Here is a 14,479-nt window from a genome sequence, read left to right as displayed (position 1 = left end):
TGAGCCATGATACGCGTTCGCCCGCAAGTGTGGAATGACAGGCCTGACCATGCCCGCCAAGCTCTCCGTCAACCTCAACGCCGTCGCCATGCTGCGGAACCGCCGCGACTTGCCGTGGCCGAGCGTGACCGGCCTTGGTCGCATCGCGCTTTCCGCCGGCGCGCACGGTCTGACGGTGCATCCGAGACCCGACCAGCGCCACATCCGCTTCTCCGACCTGCCGCAACTCAGGGCGCTGATCGACGACGAGTTCCCGCAGGCCGAGTTCAACATCGAGGGCTATCCGAGCGAGGATTTCCTCGACCTGGTGGAGAGGAGCGAACCCGAGCAGGTGACGCTGGTGCCCGACGATCCGGCGCAGGCGACGTCGGATCACGGCTGGCCGTTCCAGCGCCCGGGCAACTTCCTGCGGCCGGTCGTGGCGCGTCTGAAGAAGGGCGGCATGCGCGTCTCGCTGTTCTGCGACCCCGATGCCTCGGAAGCAGAGATCGCGGCGGCGCGGGATACCGGCGCTGACCGGGTGGAACTCTATACCGGCCCTTATGGCGGCTCATACGACGATTCCGCAAAGGCGGCGATCGAGCTGGAAAAGCTCGCAAAAACCGCCGCGCTAGCAGGCGCGGCAGGGCTCGGCGTCAATGCCGGCCACGACCTGACGGTCGACAATTTGCCGGTGCTGGCGCGCGCCGTGCCGAACCTTGCCGAAGTCTCGATCGGCCACGGGCTGACGGCGGACGCGCTTGAACACGGCATGGCACAGACGGTGCGGCGTTTCCTGAAGGCGCTGGAGGGCTAGCCGCCGTCCCCAGCGCGGCCTGTCGGGAGGCAGACGGGCGACGCGGTTAGCCCAGCAGCGCGGCGCGGTTCGCGGTCAAGAAATCCTCGAGCGGGCGGGGCTTGCGGCCGGACAGCGTCTCGAGGTCGCCGGTGACGATGTCGATGCCGCCGTTGCGCGTGTTCGTGTCGAACGAAACCAGCATCGGCACGTACTCCGCCGGCACGCCGGCCGCCTTCATGCCTTGTGCGAGCTGTTCGTCGCTGACGTGGATCACCTCGATCGGCTTGCCCAGCGTGCTGGCTGCACGAGCGGCGATCTCGTCGGTGGTCAGCGCTTCCGGGCCGGTCAGTGTGTAGGTGGTGCTTTCGCCTTCGTTGGATGCGAGCGCGGCAGCGATCGCCGCCGCCATGTCGTCGCGCGCGGCATGGGCGACGCGCCCCTGGCCGGCGGCGCTGTACCACTTTCCGGAGGAGAGCGCCTGCGGCAGGCTCATCAGGAGGTTCTCCTGATACCAGCCGTTGCGGAAGATCGTGTAGGGAAGGCCTGTCGCCTTGATCGCCTGCTCGGTGCCGAAGTGCTCCGGAGCGAAAACGACCGCGTTGCCGGGTTCGGGGTTCGGCATCGACGTGTAGGCGATGCGCTTGGCGCCCGCCGCGACCGCCGCCTTGATTGCCGCCTCGTGCTGAGCGAGCCGCTGACCGATATCGGCGCCGGAAATGACGAGGACCTTGTCTGCGCCCGCGAAGGCGCGTGCAAGACCGTCGCCGTCCCTGAAGTCGCCGGCGCGGACGCTGACGCCCCTGTCCGAAAAGTCGGTGAGCTTGCCGACGTCGCGCGTGACGGCGATGATGCGGCCGGGCGCCACGCCTTCGTCGTCCAGCAGATGGCGGATGATGCCGCCGCCGAGATGGCCTGACGCACCGGTGACGAGGATCGTATCGGACATAGAGGATTTCCTTGATTGCGGATGCCATTGGTCTCAAAATGAGAGCAGGGCTAGATTATGCATCCGACACCTGCCGTAAAGAAGGCAGTTTGAAATCGGGTAGTGACGAAAAGGATACCACCATGGATGCACGCGCTGCCTCTGCGCGGCAGATGATCGCGATCTACCGGACACGTCCGGAGGGACTGGAGAACTGTCCTGTGCGCAACGTGGTCCAGAACGTCTTCGGCAAGTGGAGCGCGCTGCTGCTGATGGTGCTGGCGGAAAAACCCTATCGATTCGGCGAGTTACGCCGCCTCGTGCCCGACATTTCCCAGCGCATGCTGACCCAGACGCTGCGCGACCTGCAGCGCGACGGCTACGTCCACCGCGAAGTCTTCCCCACCAAGCCGCCGAGCGTCGAATACAGCCTGACGGACATGGGCCGCTCGATGTTCGATTCCCTGCAGCATTTGCTGCACTGGGCGGAAAACAACGTCGCCGCCGTTCATGCGGCGCGGCAGAGGTTCGATGACGCGGAGGCAGGCTCGAACGCGACCTGAACCCGATCGGGATCGCCGGCACCGACTGAAGCTGCAGTCAACCTCGGCCGCCATGCCGGAAGAAACCGACCGTCCGCTTCCTCTTGACCGCGACCCCGCGGAGAGGTAGGCACGCCGAACCGTACCGTACGGTACTCTTAGGGCTGACAGGAAGCTCGCGTGCCGCAAGCCGACGCCATCGCCGCAGACGACGCCGTCACGCCTCGCCAGGGCGAGGTGCTCGACGCCGTGCTGGAACTCCTCGTGGAGGGCCGCGACACGCTGACCATGACGGCTGTGGCGCGGCGGGCCTCGTGCTCCAAGGAGACGCTGTACAAATGGTTCGGCGACCGCGACGGGCTCTTGACGGCGACCGTTCGCTGGCAGGCCTCGAAGGTGCGGGCGGGCAACTGGGACCGGCAGCATCTCGACGCCGACGCCCTTGCCGAGAGCCTGGAGGCCTTCGCGGCCAACTGGCTGACGGTGATCTCGTCCAAGACGTCGGTCGCGCTCAATCGCGTGGCCATCGCCCATGCCGGCTCGGGCAGGAGCGATCTCGGCCGCATCGTGCTCGCCAACGGCCGCTTCGCCATCGGCGAACGGCTGAAGCCGCTGCTGGAAGCCGCGCGCGAGGCGGGACTGATCGCGTTCAACGATGCCGAGGCAGCGTTCCGGACCTTCTTCGGCCTGGTGGGCCGCGACGTCCAGGTCAGGCTGCTTCTGGGCGACGGTCTCGTGCTTTCAAAGGCCGAGATCGTGGCGGACGCCGAGCGGGCGGTCGCGCAGTTCTTGATGCTCTACGGGAGACGGAATTGAACGCGGAGCGGCGGGAGCTTCGGCCCTGCACACACTTCTCAATCTGAATCAACCAAAGGAAGGAAACCTCTGAAATGCGTGTCTATTACGATCGCGATGCCGATCTGAACCTGATCAAGGGCAAGAAGGTCGCCATCATCGGCTACGGCTCCCAGGGCAGGGCGCATGCCCTCAACCTCAAGGATTCCGGCGTCAAGGAGATCGCCGTCGGGCTCAAGCAAGGCTCGGCGACGGCAAAGAAGGTCGAGGCCGACGGGCTCAAGGTGATGAGCGTCGCCGAGGCGGCGAAATGGGCCGACCTGATGATGATGGCAACCCCCGACGAGTTGCAGGCCGACATCTACAAGAACGAGATCGCGCCGAACATCCGCGACGGCGCAGCGATCGCCTTCGCGCACGGCCTCAACGTGCATTTTGGCCTGATCGAGCCGAAGGCCTCCGTCGACGTGCTGATGATCGCGCCGAAGGGCCCGGGCCACACGGTGCGCGGCGAATACCAGAAGGGCGGCGGCGTGCCGTGCCTGGTCGCGGTCAACCAGGACCCGTCGGGCAACGCGCTCGACCTCGCGCTCTCCTACGCCTGCGGCGTCGGCGGCGGCCGCTCGGGCATCATCGAGACCAATTTCCGAGAGGAATGCGAGACCGACCTGTTCGGCGAGCAGGTGGTTCTGTGCGGCGGGCTGGTCGAACTGATCCGCGCCGGTTTCGAGACGCTGGTGGAAGCCGGCTACGCGCCCGAGATGGCCTATTTCGAGTGCCTGCACGAGGTGAAGCTGATCGTCGACCTGATCTACGAGGGCGGCATCGCCAACATGAACTACTCGATCTCCAACACCGCCGAGTGGGGCGAATACGTGTCGGGCCCGCGCATCATCACCGCAGAGACCAAGGCCGAGATGAAGCGCGTGCTGAAGGACATCCAGACCGGCAAGTTTACGTCCGAATGGATGCAGGAATACCGATCCGGCATGGCCCGCTTCAAGGGCATCCGCCGCATGAACGACGGCCACCAGATCGAACAGGTCGGCGAGAAGCTGCGCGGCATGATGCCGTGGATCTCGGCCAACAAGTTGGTCGACAAGACGAAGAACTGAGGCTCTCTGCGGAGGCCGGGTGGCATCGCGCCACCGGCCTCCGTGCCACTACAGGGCGTGGCGGCAGGACTGCCTCCGTCACGCAGGCGCAAGGGCGGAACGGCGGGCAGTCAGCCTGAGCGGCGCCTTGTAACGCGCGCCGAACCAGAGGCGCAGCGCCAGAGATCCGAGCATCGTACCGATCTGCGTGGCCAAGTTGAGCTCGACGCCTGCCGAGGGATCGACGAGCCAGCGCCAGAGTACCGCCAGCAAGGTGCCGTGGACCGCGTTGAACAGAAACGTCATCCCGTTCAGGTGCCATATCAGCGACCAGTTTTCATGGACTGGCGCGTTCATGTAGGCGAAACGGATCATCGCCCCGCCGTAAAGCAGCCCGATTACCGAAAACAACGTAGGCATCGGATCGTTGGTCGCGATGCCGGCGGCGAGCACGGCGGTGCCCATGGCGAACGCCAGGATGCCCAGAACCTTGAACCAGAGCCCGCGAAAGCGCTCGAGGTCGTGCTTCATGCGTATGGCCAGGAACGCCGTGCCTGCAACGGTCACCACGCATACGGTGAGGTAGGCGAACTGCACCATTCTCTCGGGCGCGAAGGTCCGGCCCGAAAGGAAGAGCACGCCGCCCACCGTCACGAGCACGGCGAGCAGCGAAAGAAGAAACACTTTGCCATTGCGCCGGTGACGCGGACTTCCCTTCTTCTGGAAGAAGGTCATCCAATAGAAGATGACGCAGACGGTGCCGATGGCGAGGTGGAGGACCACTGCGGTTTCGGTAGGCATTGTGAATACTCCCGCTTGGGTTAACATACGTAAAATAGCAGAAAGGTTTACACGTGTAAAATGGCGAGATCGATCTCCGAACAGACACGGGCCGCGATCCTCGAAGCCGCGTGGAGGCTCATCGAGCGGGAGGGGAAGGTGGACATCGGCCAAGGGGCAATCGCGGCGGAGGCGGGTGTTTCCCGCCAGAGCATCTTCTACGCGTTCGGGAACCGGACCGGCCTGCTCACGGCGATGGCGCGCCACCGCGATCAGCAGTCCCCGCGCCTGGCGCGACTCCTCGAGGTGGCGAATGAGAGGCGCATGGATGCCTGTCAGCTTCTGGACGTTGTCTCGGCCTGGATCGATTACCTTCCGGAAGTCTATCCCGTCGCGATCCTGCTCGACGCGGCAGCGATCACGGATACCGAAGCCAAGGCGGCGATCGAGGACCGGATGGTCATCCTGTTCCGGAACGGTCTTCTGGCGAGGTTGCGCAGCATGGCCAGGCGCGGCCTGCTCCGGGAGAATGCGGATCCCGATCGGACCGCACATGTCGTATGGGAGATCTGCCATCTCAGGGCCTGGCGGTCCCTCGTGGTCGATTGCGGGTGGACCCCCGAGGAGTTCAAGGCGTCCCGACTGGCGCTGATTTCGCCTTTTCTGAGGGACGAAACCTGATCCGGCGCGCGGCGGTCCGTCCCATCCCGGCACACTTCCCTGGCACATCGCTTGCATCGCTCCTCATGCCAGATCGAGGAGAACCGACATGATACCGATCACTCAGAAATCGATTGCGATCGACGGCGAGCTGTTCGCGGACCGGAGGGGCGAGGTTCGCCACCGGGCATTCAAGGGCGCTTCCATTACCTTCAATCGCGGCTACGGCGTGATCGAGTGCGTGGTGCGTAATCTTTCCGCCGACGGGGCCAAGCTCGCCTTCGGCGATACGCTGGCCGTACCGCCGAAATTCTCGCTGCGGATCTCCGGCGAGTCGGCGCGTGAGGCGGAAGTATGCTGGCGCAGCCCGCGCGAGATCGGCGTACGCATCAGATAGCGGGTTCGCCAGGTCCGGTGGGGGCGGGTCGATCGGCCGGCGGCGTGGGGCCGGCCGGTCGATCGTGCCGGGCGATTTTTCCGGGCAGGCGCCGGTGAGGCAGTTTCAGGAACAAGCGAAGGGCGGCGCCGGCCGGCACCGCCCTTCGCTTGTTTGACTTGCCCGTGGCCGATCAGCTGTAGGGCGACCAGCACTGCTGGCGCGGGCCGTGATAGGGCTGGAACGTGTTGTCCCATGCCCGATACGACCTGTAGCGGTTGTAGCACCAGTTCACGTGCGCGCGGGAAAGGCCGCCTCGGGGAACCTGTCGGTAACGCGGGCGGTATTCGGGAACGATCTCGATCCCGAAGTGCGGGCGAACGTAGCGGCGCTGGTGGCGCGGTTCCCAATGACGCCGGTCCCAGCCGCGTCGATCCCAGTCGCGGCGGTGCCAGCGGCGACCGTCGCGATAGTGGTTGTAGTCGCCGTAGCGGTGCGGAGAGCGGTTGGCGTCGGTCGGGCAGTCGGTGGAGCCGCCTGCACAGCCGTATTGCGCGAGGACGACCCCGCCCACGGGAGCGGCTTCGTCGATCGACGGACCGGGTTCCTGCCAGAGTGTTTCGCCGGCACGGGCGGATGTGCCGCCCGAGGCGAAAGCCGCGATCGTCAGCGCGGCCAGCGCGGCGACCGCCGTAAGCTTCTTGTGCATGCATGCCTCCATGGAACAGGCGCGGCTCGGTGGAGCCTCCGAGAGTTCCCGATACGCGTACCAACCTGAACCGTAGCTGAACGGACAGACGAATAGTCGTGGTGGGCCGCGCGCCTTGTCATTCTCCGACAGGCGGGGCAAAGATCGCGCCCATGTCGGTTCGCATCGCCACCTTCAACATTGAAAACCTCATGAACCGCTTCGACTTCGCGGGCTACCGCAACGAGTTGTGGCGCGACCGGGCGGTGGCGATGTTCAGCGTCGGGAACGAGGCGGAATACCGGGAACTGGAGCGGGCGCGCACGATCGCGCACACCGACGACACGCGGCAACTTTCCGCGCTCGCCATAGCAAGGACGCGCGCGGACATCCTGTGCCTGCAGGAAGTCGACAATCTCGAATCGCTGAAGGCGTTCGAATACGGGTACCTGTTCAAGATGATGGGGCAGGGATATCGGCACAAATACATGATGCCCGGCAATGACAGCCGCGGCATCGACGTGGCGGTGCTGATGCGCGAGGAGACGCGCCACGGGGAGCCGATAGAATTCGTGCGCATGACCAGCCACGCGCACGTCACCTACGACGATTTCGGCCTGCACACGCCTGAACTTGCCGAAACCGGCAATGCGGGACACGAGCGGATCTTCCGCCGCGACTGCATGGAAATAGACGTGCTGATCGGCGGCAAGCCTCTGACCATCTACGCGCTTCACTTCAAGTCGATGGGCAGCCCTCGCAACGGCCTGACGGGGCGCGAGGCGACCATGCCGATCCGCATCGCCGAAGCGAAGGCCACGCGCCGCATCATCGAGGAACGCTTCGGCAGGGAGCATGCGGCAAAAAAGAGGTGGCTGCTCTGCGGCGACCTGAACGATTATTCCGAACGCATCGTCATCGAGGGCGACGAGGAGATGGGCTACGGGTTCCGACCGGTCGGCGAACCGGCGAGTTCTGTCCATGTCCTGACCGGCGACGGGTTTTCGGAGAACGTCGTTCAGCGGCGTCCTGAACTCGACCGCTGGACGCTCTACCACACCCGCGGCCCGCAGGAGCGGCATCTGTGCCAGCTCGACTACATCCTGCTCTCGCCGGCGCTGGCGCGGACGAATGCGCGGCAGATGCCGGACATTGTGCGCAACGGCCAGCCCTACCGGACGATCTTTCCGCCCGGCCAGGAGGTGGAGCGGTTTCCCCGCACCGGCTGGGATCGCCCCAAGGCTTCGGACCATTGTCCGGTCGCCATCACCCTCGACATGGTCTAACGCGCCCGTGACCTTCACGCTCGCCATGAACCGACTGGTGGAGGTCGCCGATGCACGGCTGCGCGTCGACCCGGCGCCACACCCTTACGAGGCGCGCAATGCCGCCGCAATCGAGGTGAACTGGCAGCGCGAGACGGCGGCGAACCCGCATCTGTTCGACGGGCGCGTTCTGGTTTTCTCGCGCCTCGAGACGACACGCAGCCGCTTCGAAGGCGTTGCGCACGCGGCGCGGTTCGCGACATTCATGCACTGGCGCAAGGAGAGCGACAAACAGGACATGCGCCACGTCTTCGCCAATGCCGTGCTGGTGACGGCGGACGGCGCGCTGGTCGCCATCGAGATGGGGGCGCACACGGTCAGCGCGGGCAAGATCTACTTCCCTTCCGGCTCCTTCGAACCCGACGACGTCGCGCTGGGCGAGATCGACATCCTGGGCAACATGCGCCGCGAGGTGGCAGAGGAGACGGGGCTGTCGATGCACGGACTGCCGCGCGAGCCCGGCTACCGCGTGCTGGCGCTGGACACCGGCACGGTGCTTGCGACACGTTTCCGGCTGCCGATATCCGCAGACGAGGCGGAGGAGCGCATCCGGGCGCACATGGCAACCGAGGAGCAGCCCGAGATCGCCCGCCCCGTCATCATCCGCAATGCCTCGCTCGCCGGCATCAACGTGGCCGGGCACATGCCGCAACTGGTCGATTGGCATTTCGCCAACCCGATGAAAGACGCCGATCTGATCGCCTGACTTGGCCACCGCGATGGTCGCAGGGAGGGGTCGTCAGATCCTGTGCCGCCGATCGACGGTCGCGGGCCGTCCCGGCAGGGCCAGGCTGGCTGCGGAGGAGGGGCGCTCGGCCACGACCTTGCCCTTCGCCACGACGGCGAGCCGCGCCGCACGCAGCCTGACCGCCTCGATCGGGTCGCCCGCCTCCAGCACCACGAGGCTTGCCGTCTTGCCGACTTCCAGCCCGTAGTCTTCAAGTCCCATGATGGCCGCGCTCTCGGTCGTCACCATGTCGAAGCATTTGCGCATCTCGGCCGGGCTCGACATCTGCGCCACATGCAGGCCCATGTGGGCGACGTCGAGCATGTCGGCGGCCCCCAGCGAATACCAGGGGTCGAGGCAGCAGTCCTGGCCGAAGCCGACGCGGATCCCCATCGCCAGCATCTCCTTGACCCGGGTCATGCCGCGCCGCTTGGGGAAGGTGTCGTGGCGACCCTGCAGCATGATGTTGATCAGCGGGTTGGGGATCGCCGAGACCTCGGCCTCGGCCATCAGCGGCAGGAGCTTGGAGACATAGTAGTTGTCCATCGAGTGCATCGAGGTCAGGTGCGAGCCGTTGACGCGGCCATGCAGACCGAGGCGCTGCGTCTCGTAGGCGAGCTGCTCGATGTGGCGCGACATCGGATCGTCGGTCTCGTCGCAATGCATGTCGACCATCAGTCCACGCTCGGCGGCGATTTCGCAGAGCTCGGTGACGGAGCGTGTGCCGTCGGCCATGGTGCGTTCGAAATGCGGGATGCCGCCGACCACGTCGACGCCCATGTCCAGCGCGCGGATTGTGTTCTCGCGCGCCGTCGGCGAGCGGTAGAACCCATCCTGCGGGAAGGCGACGAGCTGGAGGTCGATGTAGGGCGCGATCTCCCGCTTCACCTCGAGCAGCGACTCGACGGCGAGAAGCCGGTCGTCGCAGACGTCGACATGGCTGCGGATGGCGAGCAGCCCCATCGAGACGGCCCAGTCGCAATAGGCGAGCGCCCGTTCCTTAACGGCTTCATGGGTGAGCAGGGGCTTCAGTTCGCCCCAGAGCGAGATTCCTTCCAGCAGGGTGCCCGACGCGTTGATGCGTGGGATGCCATAGGAGAGCGTCGCGTCCATGTGAAAGTGCGGATCCACGAAGGGCGGGCAGACGAGGTTGCCGACGGCGTCGACGATGCGACCCGCCTCCGCCTCGATCGCGGGTTCGATCGCGGCGATGCGGTCTCCCGAGATGGCGATGTCTGCAACGGTTCCGTCGGGAAGCGTCCCGCCCTTTATGATCAGGTCGAAAACCAATGTCGCGCTCCGGTTCTAGGATGGTCCGCTCAGCCGAGCCGCGAGGGAATGCGGCTTTCCAGCTTGCGGAATGCAAAGACGATCACGCCGGTGATGGCAAGATAGATCAGCGCGAGGATGAGCAGCGGCTCGTAGACGATGAAGGTTTCCTGGCGCACGCGGCTCGCGACCGAAAAGATGTCCACCACAGTGATGGTCGCCACCAGCGGTGTCGCCTTGAGCTGCAGGACCGTCTCGCCCGCAAGCGTGGGCAGGGCGCGTTGGATCGCCTGCGGCAGCCAGATGCGCCGAAAGATCTTCCAGCGGCTCATGCCGAAGGCGCGCGCCGATTCGAGCTGGCCGCGCGGTACGCCCGCGAAGGCGCCGCGCATGACCTCGCCCTCGTAGGCGGCGAACGAGATGGTCAGCGACAGCACCGCGTAGGGCCAAGCCTGGCGCAGATAGGGCCAGAGGTCGGAGCCGCGGATCCAGGGGAACTGCGGAAACAACGAACCGAGGCCGTAGTAGAGCAGCCACAACTGGAGGAGGAGGGGCGTCCCCCTGATGACGGTGCAGAAAGCGCGCGCAGGGATCGCGAGGTAGCGCGGGCCGGTAACCTGAACGAGGCCCAGCGGCACCGCCAGCATGAAGCCGAGGATGCAGGTGACGACAAGGATCCAGATCGTGCGCCACACGCCCTCGATCGCCAGCCGCCAGTAGTTCTCGATCCAGTCCCAGCGCATGGTGAAGGCGGCGAAGAGAACCAGCGCGAGCGCGATGGCGATCATGACCGCCCGGTGGGGCTTCAACCAGCCCCGGCGGGCGGGCAGGTCGTCCGGCGTGATTTCCGCGACGTTGGCCATCAGCCGGCACCTCCGGCGGCGGGCATGCCGCGCCGCGCCCAGCGTTCGATGCGTCCGATGATGACGTTGGAGAAGAGGCTCAGCAGCAGATAGAGCACGCCCGCGGCCATGAAGAAGGTGAAGTAGGCCTTGGTGGCGCCGGCCGCGGTGCGGGTCTGCTGTGTCAGCTCGTTGAAGCCGACGATGGCCAGAAGCGCGGTGTCCTTGGTGGCGATGAGCCAGAGGTTTGCCAGCCCCGGAATGGCGAAGGGCAGCATGGCGGGAATGGTGATGCGGCGCAGGAGCATGCCCGGCGACATGCCGTAGGCGCGCGCCGCCTCGATCTGTCCCTGCGGGATCGCCAGGATGGCTCCGCGGATCACCTCGGTCGAATAGGCGCCCTGCACGAAGGCCAATACCCAGATGCCCGCAACGAGGCCGTTGATGTCGATCGGGTCGTAACCGAAGACATCGAGCGCGCGGTTGATGAGGTCCGTGCCCGCGAAATAGAGGAGAAGGATCAGCACCAGTTCGGGGATCGCCCGCACGATGGTCGTGTAGACCTCTAGCAGGTCGCGGATCACCGGACCTCCGTAGAGCTTTCCGTAGGCGCCGCCGACGCCGATGATCAGGCCGAAGCCGAACGCGCCGACGGCGATGATGACGGAGTTGAGCAGGCCGTAGAGAAGGTTTCCGCCCCAGCCGGGCGGTTGCAAGGCCAGAAGGTCGAAGGTCGACGTCTGCGCGAGGGGGAGGAGGAGATGTTCGATCGGCGGAAGTCTCCCTGGCCTTGTTGAACCCGGCGCCGGTGCCCGCTCCAGCCTCCCACGTTCCGGGCGGGTGGAGCGGGCGTCTCCGTCAGCGCGTCAGGCCGTCCGGTCCGGCCGGCGATCAGCCGCCGTAGACGTCGAAGTCGAAGTATTTCTTGGTGATCTCGGCGTATGTACCGTTCTCGCGGATGGCCTTGATGGCGGCGCTGAGCTTCTCCTTGAGTTCGGTGTCTTCCTTGCGGACGCCAGCGCCGACGCCCGGTCCGAGGATCTCGAGGTCCTCCGCGACATTGCCCTTCATGTCGCAGCAGGCCATGCCTTGGTCGGATTTCAGGAAGGCGTCGAGCGCGATCGCGTCGGCTTGGGTCGCATCGATGCGGCCGGCGGCGAGATCCTGGTTCGCCTCGTCCTGGGTTTGATACTCCTTGATCTCGGCGACGGCGTCCGCAAAGTGTTTCTTCACGTAGGCCGCGTGGACGGTGGATACCTGGACGCCGATGATCTTGTCCTTCAGCCCCTCGGCCGTCGGCTCGAACGCCATTCCCTTGGGACCAATGATGGCAGTCGGGGTGTTGTAGTACTTGTCAGAGAAGGCGATCGTCTTTTCGCGCTCGGCGGTGATCGACATCGAGTTCATGATCGCGTCGATCTTCTTGGTGGTCAGCGCCGGGATCAGGCCATCCCAGGGGATGGGGGTCAGCTCGCAGTCGAGCTTGGCCTCGCCGCAGATCGCCTCGATGATCTCGACTTCCCAGCCGGTCCAGTTGCCGGAGGCGTCGGCCGACCAGAAGGGCGGATAGGCCTCGGGCGAAAAGCCGACCTTGACGGTCTGGGCCTGCGCTCCGAACGCCATCGCGCCGAAGATCATGGCGCCGGCGGCAAGCTTCAGGATGGATCTCATGGTGCTACTCCATTCTTTCATTGTTCATTCCCCGGTATCCTTCCTCCCTCACGAGACCGTGCGGAGGAATTGCTGGAGGCGCTCCGATCTGGGCGCGCCGAAGAGCTGGTCGGGCGGACCTTCCTCCTCGACCAGTCCATTGTAGAGGTAGACGACGTGGCTCGCGACTTCGCGGGCGAACTTCATCTCGTGGGTGACCAGCACCATGGTGCGGCCCTCGCGGGCGAGGTCGCCGATCACCTTCAGCACTTCTCCGACGAGTTCGGGATCGAGCGCCGACGTCGGTTCGTCGAACAGCATCACGCGCGGCTGGATGGCGAGCGCGCGGGCAATGGCGCCGCGCTGCTGCTGGCCGCCCGAGAGGAAAGCGGGATAGACGTCGCGCTTCTCGGCGAGCCCGACCCGCTCCAGCAGCGCCTCTCCGGTCGCCGTCGCCTCGGCCTTCGACACGCCGAGCACGTGCACCGGGACCTCGATGACGTTCTCGATCAGCGTCATGTGGCTCCACAGGTTGAAGCTCTGGAAGACCATGCCGAGCCGCGAGCGGATTCGCTCGATCTGACGGCGGTCGGCCGGCATCTTGCCGCCGTGACCGTCGTCCTTCAGCCGGATTTCCTCGCCGTTGACGCGGATCAGGCCGCTGGTCGGGTTCTCCAGGCAGTTGATGCAGCGCAGCAGCGTCGACTTGCCGGAGCCGCTGCCGCCGATGATGGCGACCACGCCGCCGTCGCGGGCCGAGAGCGAGACCCCCTTGAGGACGTGCAACAGGCCGAACTTCTTGTGCAGGTCCTCGATGTGGATCGCCTCGGCCGGCTCGCCGGCGGGCGCCGCCATTGCATCGGCGCGCGCCTGCATCATCGCGAGAATACCGCGGCGGATCGCACCGATCCCGTCGTGCCAAGGCGTGTGTTCACGCTCTTCGTTCCCCTGTTCAGTCCAAGATGGACCGGTTTGCGCAACGTCGTCAACCGGACCGGTCCAGACACCATTGCCGCACTTGCCGCGCCGTTTCGCAAGCGTGTAAGGACGGACCGCCATCATAGCGGTGGTTCGAAGCGGGAGGCCGGCGGCGTGGAAGGTTTTGGCTCTCAGTCGATGGCGGCGCCGCTGAAGCGGGTGCTCATGCGCTCCGCCAGGGGCGCCATGCGCGGCGCGGACCGGGCGAAATGGCACTATGGCATCGGGTTCGACGACGCCAGGGCGGCGCGGCAGCACGATGCGCTGGCCGCGCTGGTGGCCGAGGCCGGCGCCGAGATCGAATGGCTGGAGGATGGCGACGACGGTCTCGCCGATTCCGTCTTCACGCATGATCCGTCGTTGATGAGCGACGCCGGCGCCGTGATCCTGTCCATGGGCAAGGCGTTGCGCCGCGACGAGCCGGCGCTCCACGAGGCCGCCTATCGCCGGCTCGGAATTCCGATCCTCGGCCGCATCGAGGGCGCGGGACGGGTGGAAGGCGGCGACTGCGTCTGGGTCGAACGCAACATGCTCGCAGTGGGGCGCGGCGTGCGCACCAACCAGGATGGGATCCAGCAGCTTGCCAACATTCTCGGCCCGGCCGGCGTGTCGGTCTTCGGCTACGACCTGCCGCTGTGGAAGGGCGAGGAGGCGTGTCTGCATCTGATGTCGGTAATCAGCCCGCTCGCCGACGATCTCGCGCTCGTCCATTCTCCGCTGCTGCCGGCGCCTTTCTGGCAGATGCTGAAGGCGCGCAGCATCGAACTGGTCGAAGGGGACGCCGAGGAGTTCGTCGAGAGCCAGGGGCTGTCGCTCAACGTCCTGCCCACCGCGCCGCGGGAGGTGATCGCGGTCGCGGGCTTCCCCAAGACCAAAGCCGCCATGGAGGCGGCCGGCTGCAATGTGAAGACCTTCGAGGCGGATGCCTTGTGCATCGCCTGTGAGGGCGGGCCGACCTGCCTGACGCGCCCGATCCTTCGCCGGTGACCTGATCGGAGTGCGGTTCGTACAGCGGCTGTTTGCCATGGGACCTTTGCCGGCTTACGAAGA

The 14,479-nt window shown here is 65.8% G+C and carries 17 protein-coding genes; 9 read left to right on the top strand and 8 right to left on the bottom strand.

The features are described 5' to 3' along the window. Positions 1-49 precede the first annotated feature (49 nt). Positions 50-796 (top strand): pyridoxine 5'-phosphate synthase, encoded by a 747-nt coding sequence (locus ABGN05_RS16275; RefSeq protein WP_367955149.1) that lies wholly within the window; start codon positions 50-52, stop codon positions 794-796. 46 nt (positions 797-842) lie between these two features. Here the strand turns inward: ABGN05_RS16275 and ABGN05_RS16270 are convergent, their stop codons facing one another. Further along, complete coding sequence (locus ABGN05_RS16270; protein ID WP_367955082.1) at positions 843-1,724, bottom strand: SDR family oxidoreductase; 882 nt, start codon at positions 1,722-1,724, stop codon at positions 843-845. A gap of 152 nt (positions 1,725-1,876) precedes the next feature. Between ABGN05_RS16270 and ABGN05_RS16265 the strand changes: the two genes are divergently transcribed. The 3 genes from ABGN05_RS16265 (at position 1,877) to ilvC (ending at position 4,155) form a co-directional block, all read left to right on the top strand. Further along, the gene (locus ABGN05_RS16265) at positions 1,877-2,266 is read left to right on the top strand and encodes a winged helix-turn-helix transcriptional regulator (protein ID WP_373695946.1); all 390 of its coding nucleotides are present in this window, start codon (positions 1,877-1,879) and stop codon (positions 2,264-2,266) included. Between the two features lie 159 nt (positions 2,267-2,425). Beyond that, positions 2,426-3,061, top strand: coding sequence for a TetR/AcrR family transcriptional regulator C-terminal domain-containing protein (locus ABGN05_RS16260; protein ID WP_367955080.1), 636 nt, complete (start codon positions 2,426-2,428; stop codon positions 3,059-3,061). A 74-nt stretch (positions 3,062-3,135) separates the two neighbouring features. Further along, positions 3,136-4,155 (top strand): ketol-acid reductoisomerase, encoded by a 1,020-nt coding sequence (ilvC, locus tag ABGN05_RS16255; protein WP_367955079.1) that lies wholly within the window; start codon positions 3,136-3,138, stop codon positions 4,153-4,155. A 78-nt stretch (positions 4,156-4,233) separates the two neighbouring features. Here the strand turns inward: ilvC and ABGN05_RS16250 are convergent, their stop codons facing one another. Further along, a complete protein-coding gene (locus ABGN05_RS16250) occupies positions 4,234-4,935 on the bottom strand; it encodes a hypothetical protein (protein WP_367955078.1) in 702 nt (233 codons plus the stop codon). A 60-nt stretch (positions 4,936-4,995) separates the two neighbouring features. Here ABGN05_RS16250 and ABGN05_RS16245 point away from each other — a divergent pair, with 60 nt between their 5' ends. Together ABGN05_RS16245 and ABGN05_RS16240 are read left to right on the top strand one after the other, a co-directional pair. After that, complete coding sequence (locus ABGN05_RS16245; RefSeq protein WP_367955077.1) at positions 4,996-5,595, top strand: TetR/AcrR family transcriptional regulator; 600 nt, start codon at positions 4,996-4,998, stop codon at positions 5,593-5,595. Positions 5,596-5,683: 88 nt separating this feature from the next. Beyond that, positions 5,684-5,971 carry a PilZ domain-containing protein gene (locus ABGN05_RS16240; protein ID WP_367955076.1) on the top strand — a complete coding sequence of 96 codons (288 nt, stop codon included), beginning with the start codon at positions 5,684-5,686 and terminating at the stop codon, positions 5,969-5,971. Between the two features lie 172 nt (positions 5,972-6,143). Here the strand turns inward: ABGN05_RS16240 and ABGN05_RS16235 are convergent, their stop codons facing one another. After that, positions 6,144-6,659, bottom strand: coding sequence for a BA14K family protein (locus ABGN05_RS16235; RefSeq protein ID WP_367955075.1), 516 nt, complete (start codon positions 6,657-6,659; stop codon positions 6,144-6,146). Positions 6,660-6,811: 152 nt separating this feature from the next. Here ABGN05_RS16235 and ABGN05_RS16230 point away from each other — a divergent pair, with 152 nt between their 5' ends. Both ABGN05_RS16230 and ABGN05_RS16225 read left to right on the top strand, forming a co-directional pair. Continuing rightward, a complete protein-coding gene (locus ABGN05_RS16230) occupies positions 6,812-7,924 on the top strand; it encodes an endonuclease/exonuclease/phosphatase family protein (RefSeq protein WP_367955074.1) in 1,113 nt (370 codons plus the stop codon). Between the two features lie 7 nt (positions 7,925-7,931). Then, positions 7,932-8,669: a hypothetical protein gene (locus ABGN05_RS16225; protein WP_367955073.1), complete on the top strand. Its 738-nt coding sequence runs from the start codon at positions 7,932-7,934 to the stop codon at positions 8,667-8,669. Between the two features lie 33 nt (positions 8,670-8,702). Here the strand turns inward: ABGN05_RS16225 and ABGN05_RS16220 are convergent, their stop codons facing one another. From ABGN05_RS16220 to ABGN05_RS16200, 5 genes are all read right to left on the bottom strand, one after another. Further along, positions 8,703-9,980, bottom strand: a complete 1,278-nt coding sequence (locus ABGN05_RS16220) for an amidohydrolase family protein (RefSeq protein ID WP_367955072.1) — start codon at positions 9,978-9,980, stop codon at positions 8,703-8,705. Positions 9,981-10,009: 29 nt separating this feature from the next. Continuing rightward, positions 10,010-10,822: an ABC transporter permease gene (locus ABGN05_RS16215; RefSeq protein WP_367955071.1), complete on the bottom strand. Its 813-nt coding sequence runs from the start codon at positions 10,820-10,822 to the stop codon at positions 10,010-10,012. Further along, positions 10,822-11,517, bottom strand: coding sequence for an ABC transporter permease (locus ABGN05_RS16210; protein ID WP_367955070.1), 696 nt, complete (start codon positions 11,515-11,517; stop codon positions 10,822-10,824). Before ABGN05_RS16210 ends, ABGN05_RS16215 begins: the two co-directional genes overlap by 1 nt. 175 nt (positions 11,518-11,692) lie before the next feature. Further along, positions 11,693-12,472 carry a transporter substrate-binding domain-containing protein gene (locus ABGN05_RS16205; RefSeq protein WP_367955069.1) on the bottom strand — a complete coding sequence of 260 codons (780 nt, stop codon included), beginning with the start codon at positions 12,470-12,472 and terminating at the stop codon, positions 11,693-11,695. A gap of 48 nt (positions 12,473-12,520) precedes the next feature. After that, positions 12,521-13,330, bottom strand: coding sequence for an ABC transporter ATP-binding protein (locus ABGN05_RS16200; RefSeq protein WP_367955068.1), 810 nt, complete (start codon positions 13,328-13,330; stop codon positions 12,521-12,523). 213 nt (positions 13,331-13,543) lie between these two features. On the opposite strand from ABGN05_RS16200, the gene ABGN05_RS16195 reads away from it, so the two are divergent. After that, a complete protein-coding gene (locus ABGN05_RS16195; RefSeq protein ID WP_367955067.1) occupies positions 13,544-14,416 on the top strand; it encodes a dimethylarginine dimethylaminohydrolase family protein in 873 nt (290 codons plus the stop codon). Positions 14,417-14,479: the final 63 nt, after the last annotated feature.

The organism is Aquibium pacificum, assembly GCF_040839445.1.
GTDB classification, from domain to species: domain Bacteria; phylum Pseudomonadota; class Alphaproteobacteria; order Rhizobiales; family Rhizobiaceae; genus Aquibium; species Aquibium pacificus.
This window is presented reverse-complemented; position numbering and strand designations above follow the sequence as displayed.

Bases quoted from the DNA above. Each gene is read 5' to 3' on its own strand.
- ABGN05_RS16250 (WP_367955078.1), bottom strand. From the start codon at position 4,935: ATGCCTACCGAAACCGCAGTGGTCCTCCACCTCGCCATCGGCACCGTC.
- ilvC (WP_367955079.1), top strand. From the start codon at position 3,136: ATGCGTGTCTATTACGATCGCGATGCCGATCTGAACCTGATCAAGGGC.
- ABGN05_RS16235 (WP_367955075.1), bottom strand. From the start codon at position 6,659: ATGCACAAGAAGCTTACGGCGGTCGCCGCGCTGGCCGCGCTGACGATC.
- ABGN05_RS16240 (WP_367955076.1), top strand. From the start codon at position 5,684: ATGATACCGATCACTCAGAAATCGATTGCGATCGACGGCGAGCTGTTC.
- ABGN05_RS16205 (WP_367955069.1), bottom strand. From the start codon at position 12,472: ATGAGATCCATCCTGAAGCTTGCCGCCGGCGCCATGATCTTCGGCGCG.
- ABGN05_RS16215 (WP_367955071.1), bottom strand. From the start codon at position 10,822: ATGGCCAACGTCGCGGAAATCACGCCGGACGACCTGCCCGCCCGCCGG.
- ABGN05_RS16270 (WP_367955082.1), bottom strand. From the start codon at position 1,724: ATGTCCGATACGATCCTCGTCACCGGTGCGTCAGGCCATCTCGGCGGC.
- ABGN05_RS16265 (WP_373695946.1), top strand. From the start codon at position 1,877: ATGATCGCGATCTACCGGACACGTCCGGAGGGACTGGAGAACTGTCCT.
- ABGN05_RS16245 (WP_367955077.1), top strand. From the start codon at position 4,996: ATGGCGAGATCGATCTCCGAACAGACACGGGCCGCGATCCTCGAAGCC.
- ABGN05_RS16275 (WP_367955149.1), top strand. From the start codon at position 50: ATGCCCGCCAAGCTCTCCGTCAACCTCAACGCCGTCGCCATGCTGCGG.
- ABGN05_RS16230 (WP_367955074.1), top strand. From the start codon at position 6,812: ATGTCGGTTCGCATCGCCACCTTCAACATTGAAAACCTCATGAACCGC.
- ABGN05_RS16200 (WP_367955068.1), bottom strand. From the start codon at position 13,330: ATGATGCAGGCGCGCGCCGATGCAATGGCGGCGCCCGCCGGCGAGCCG.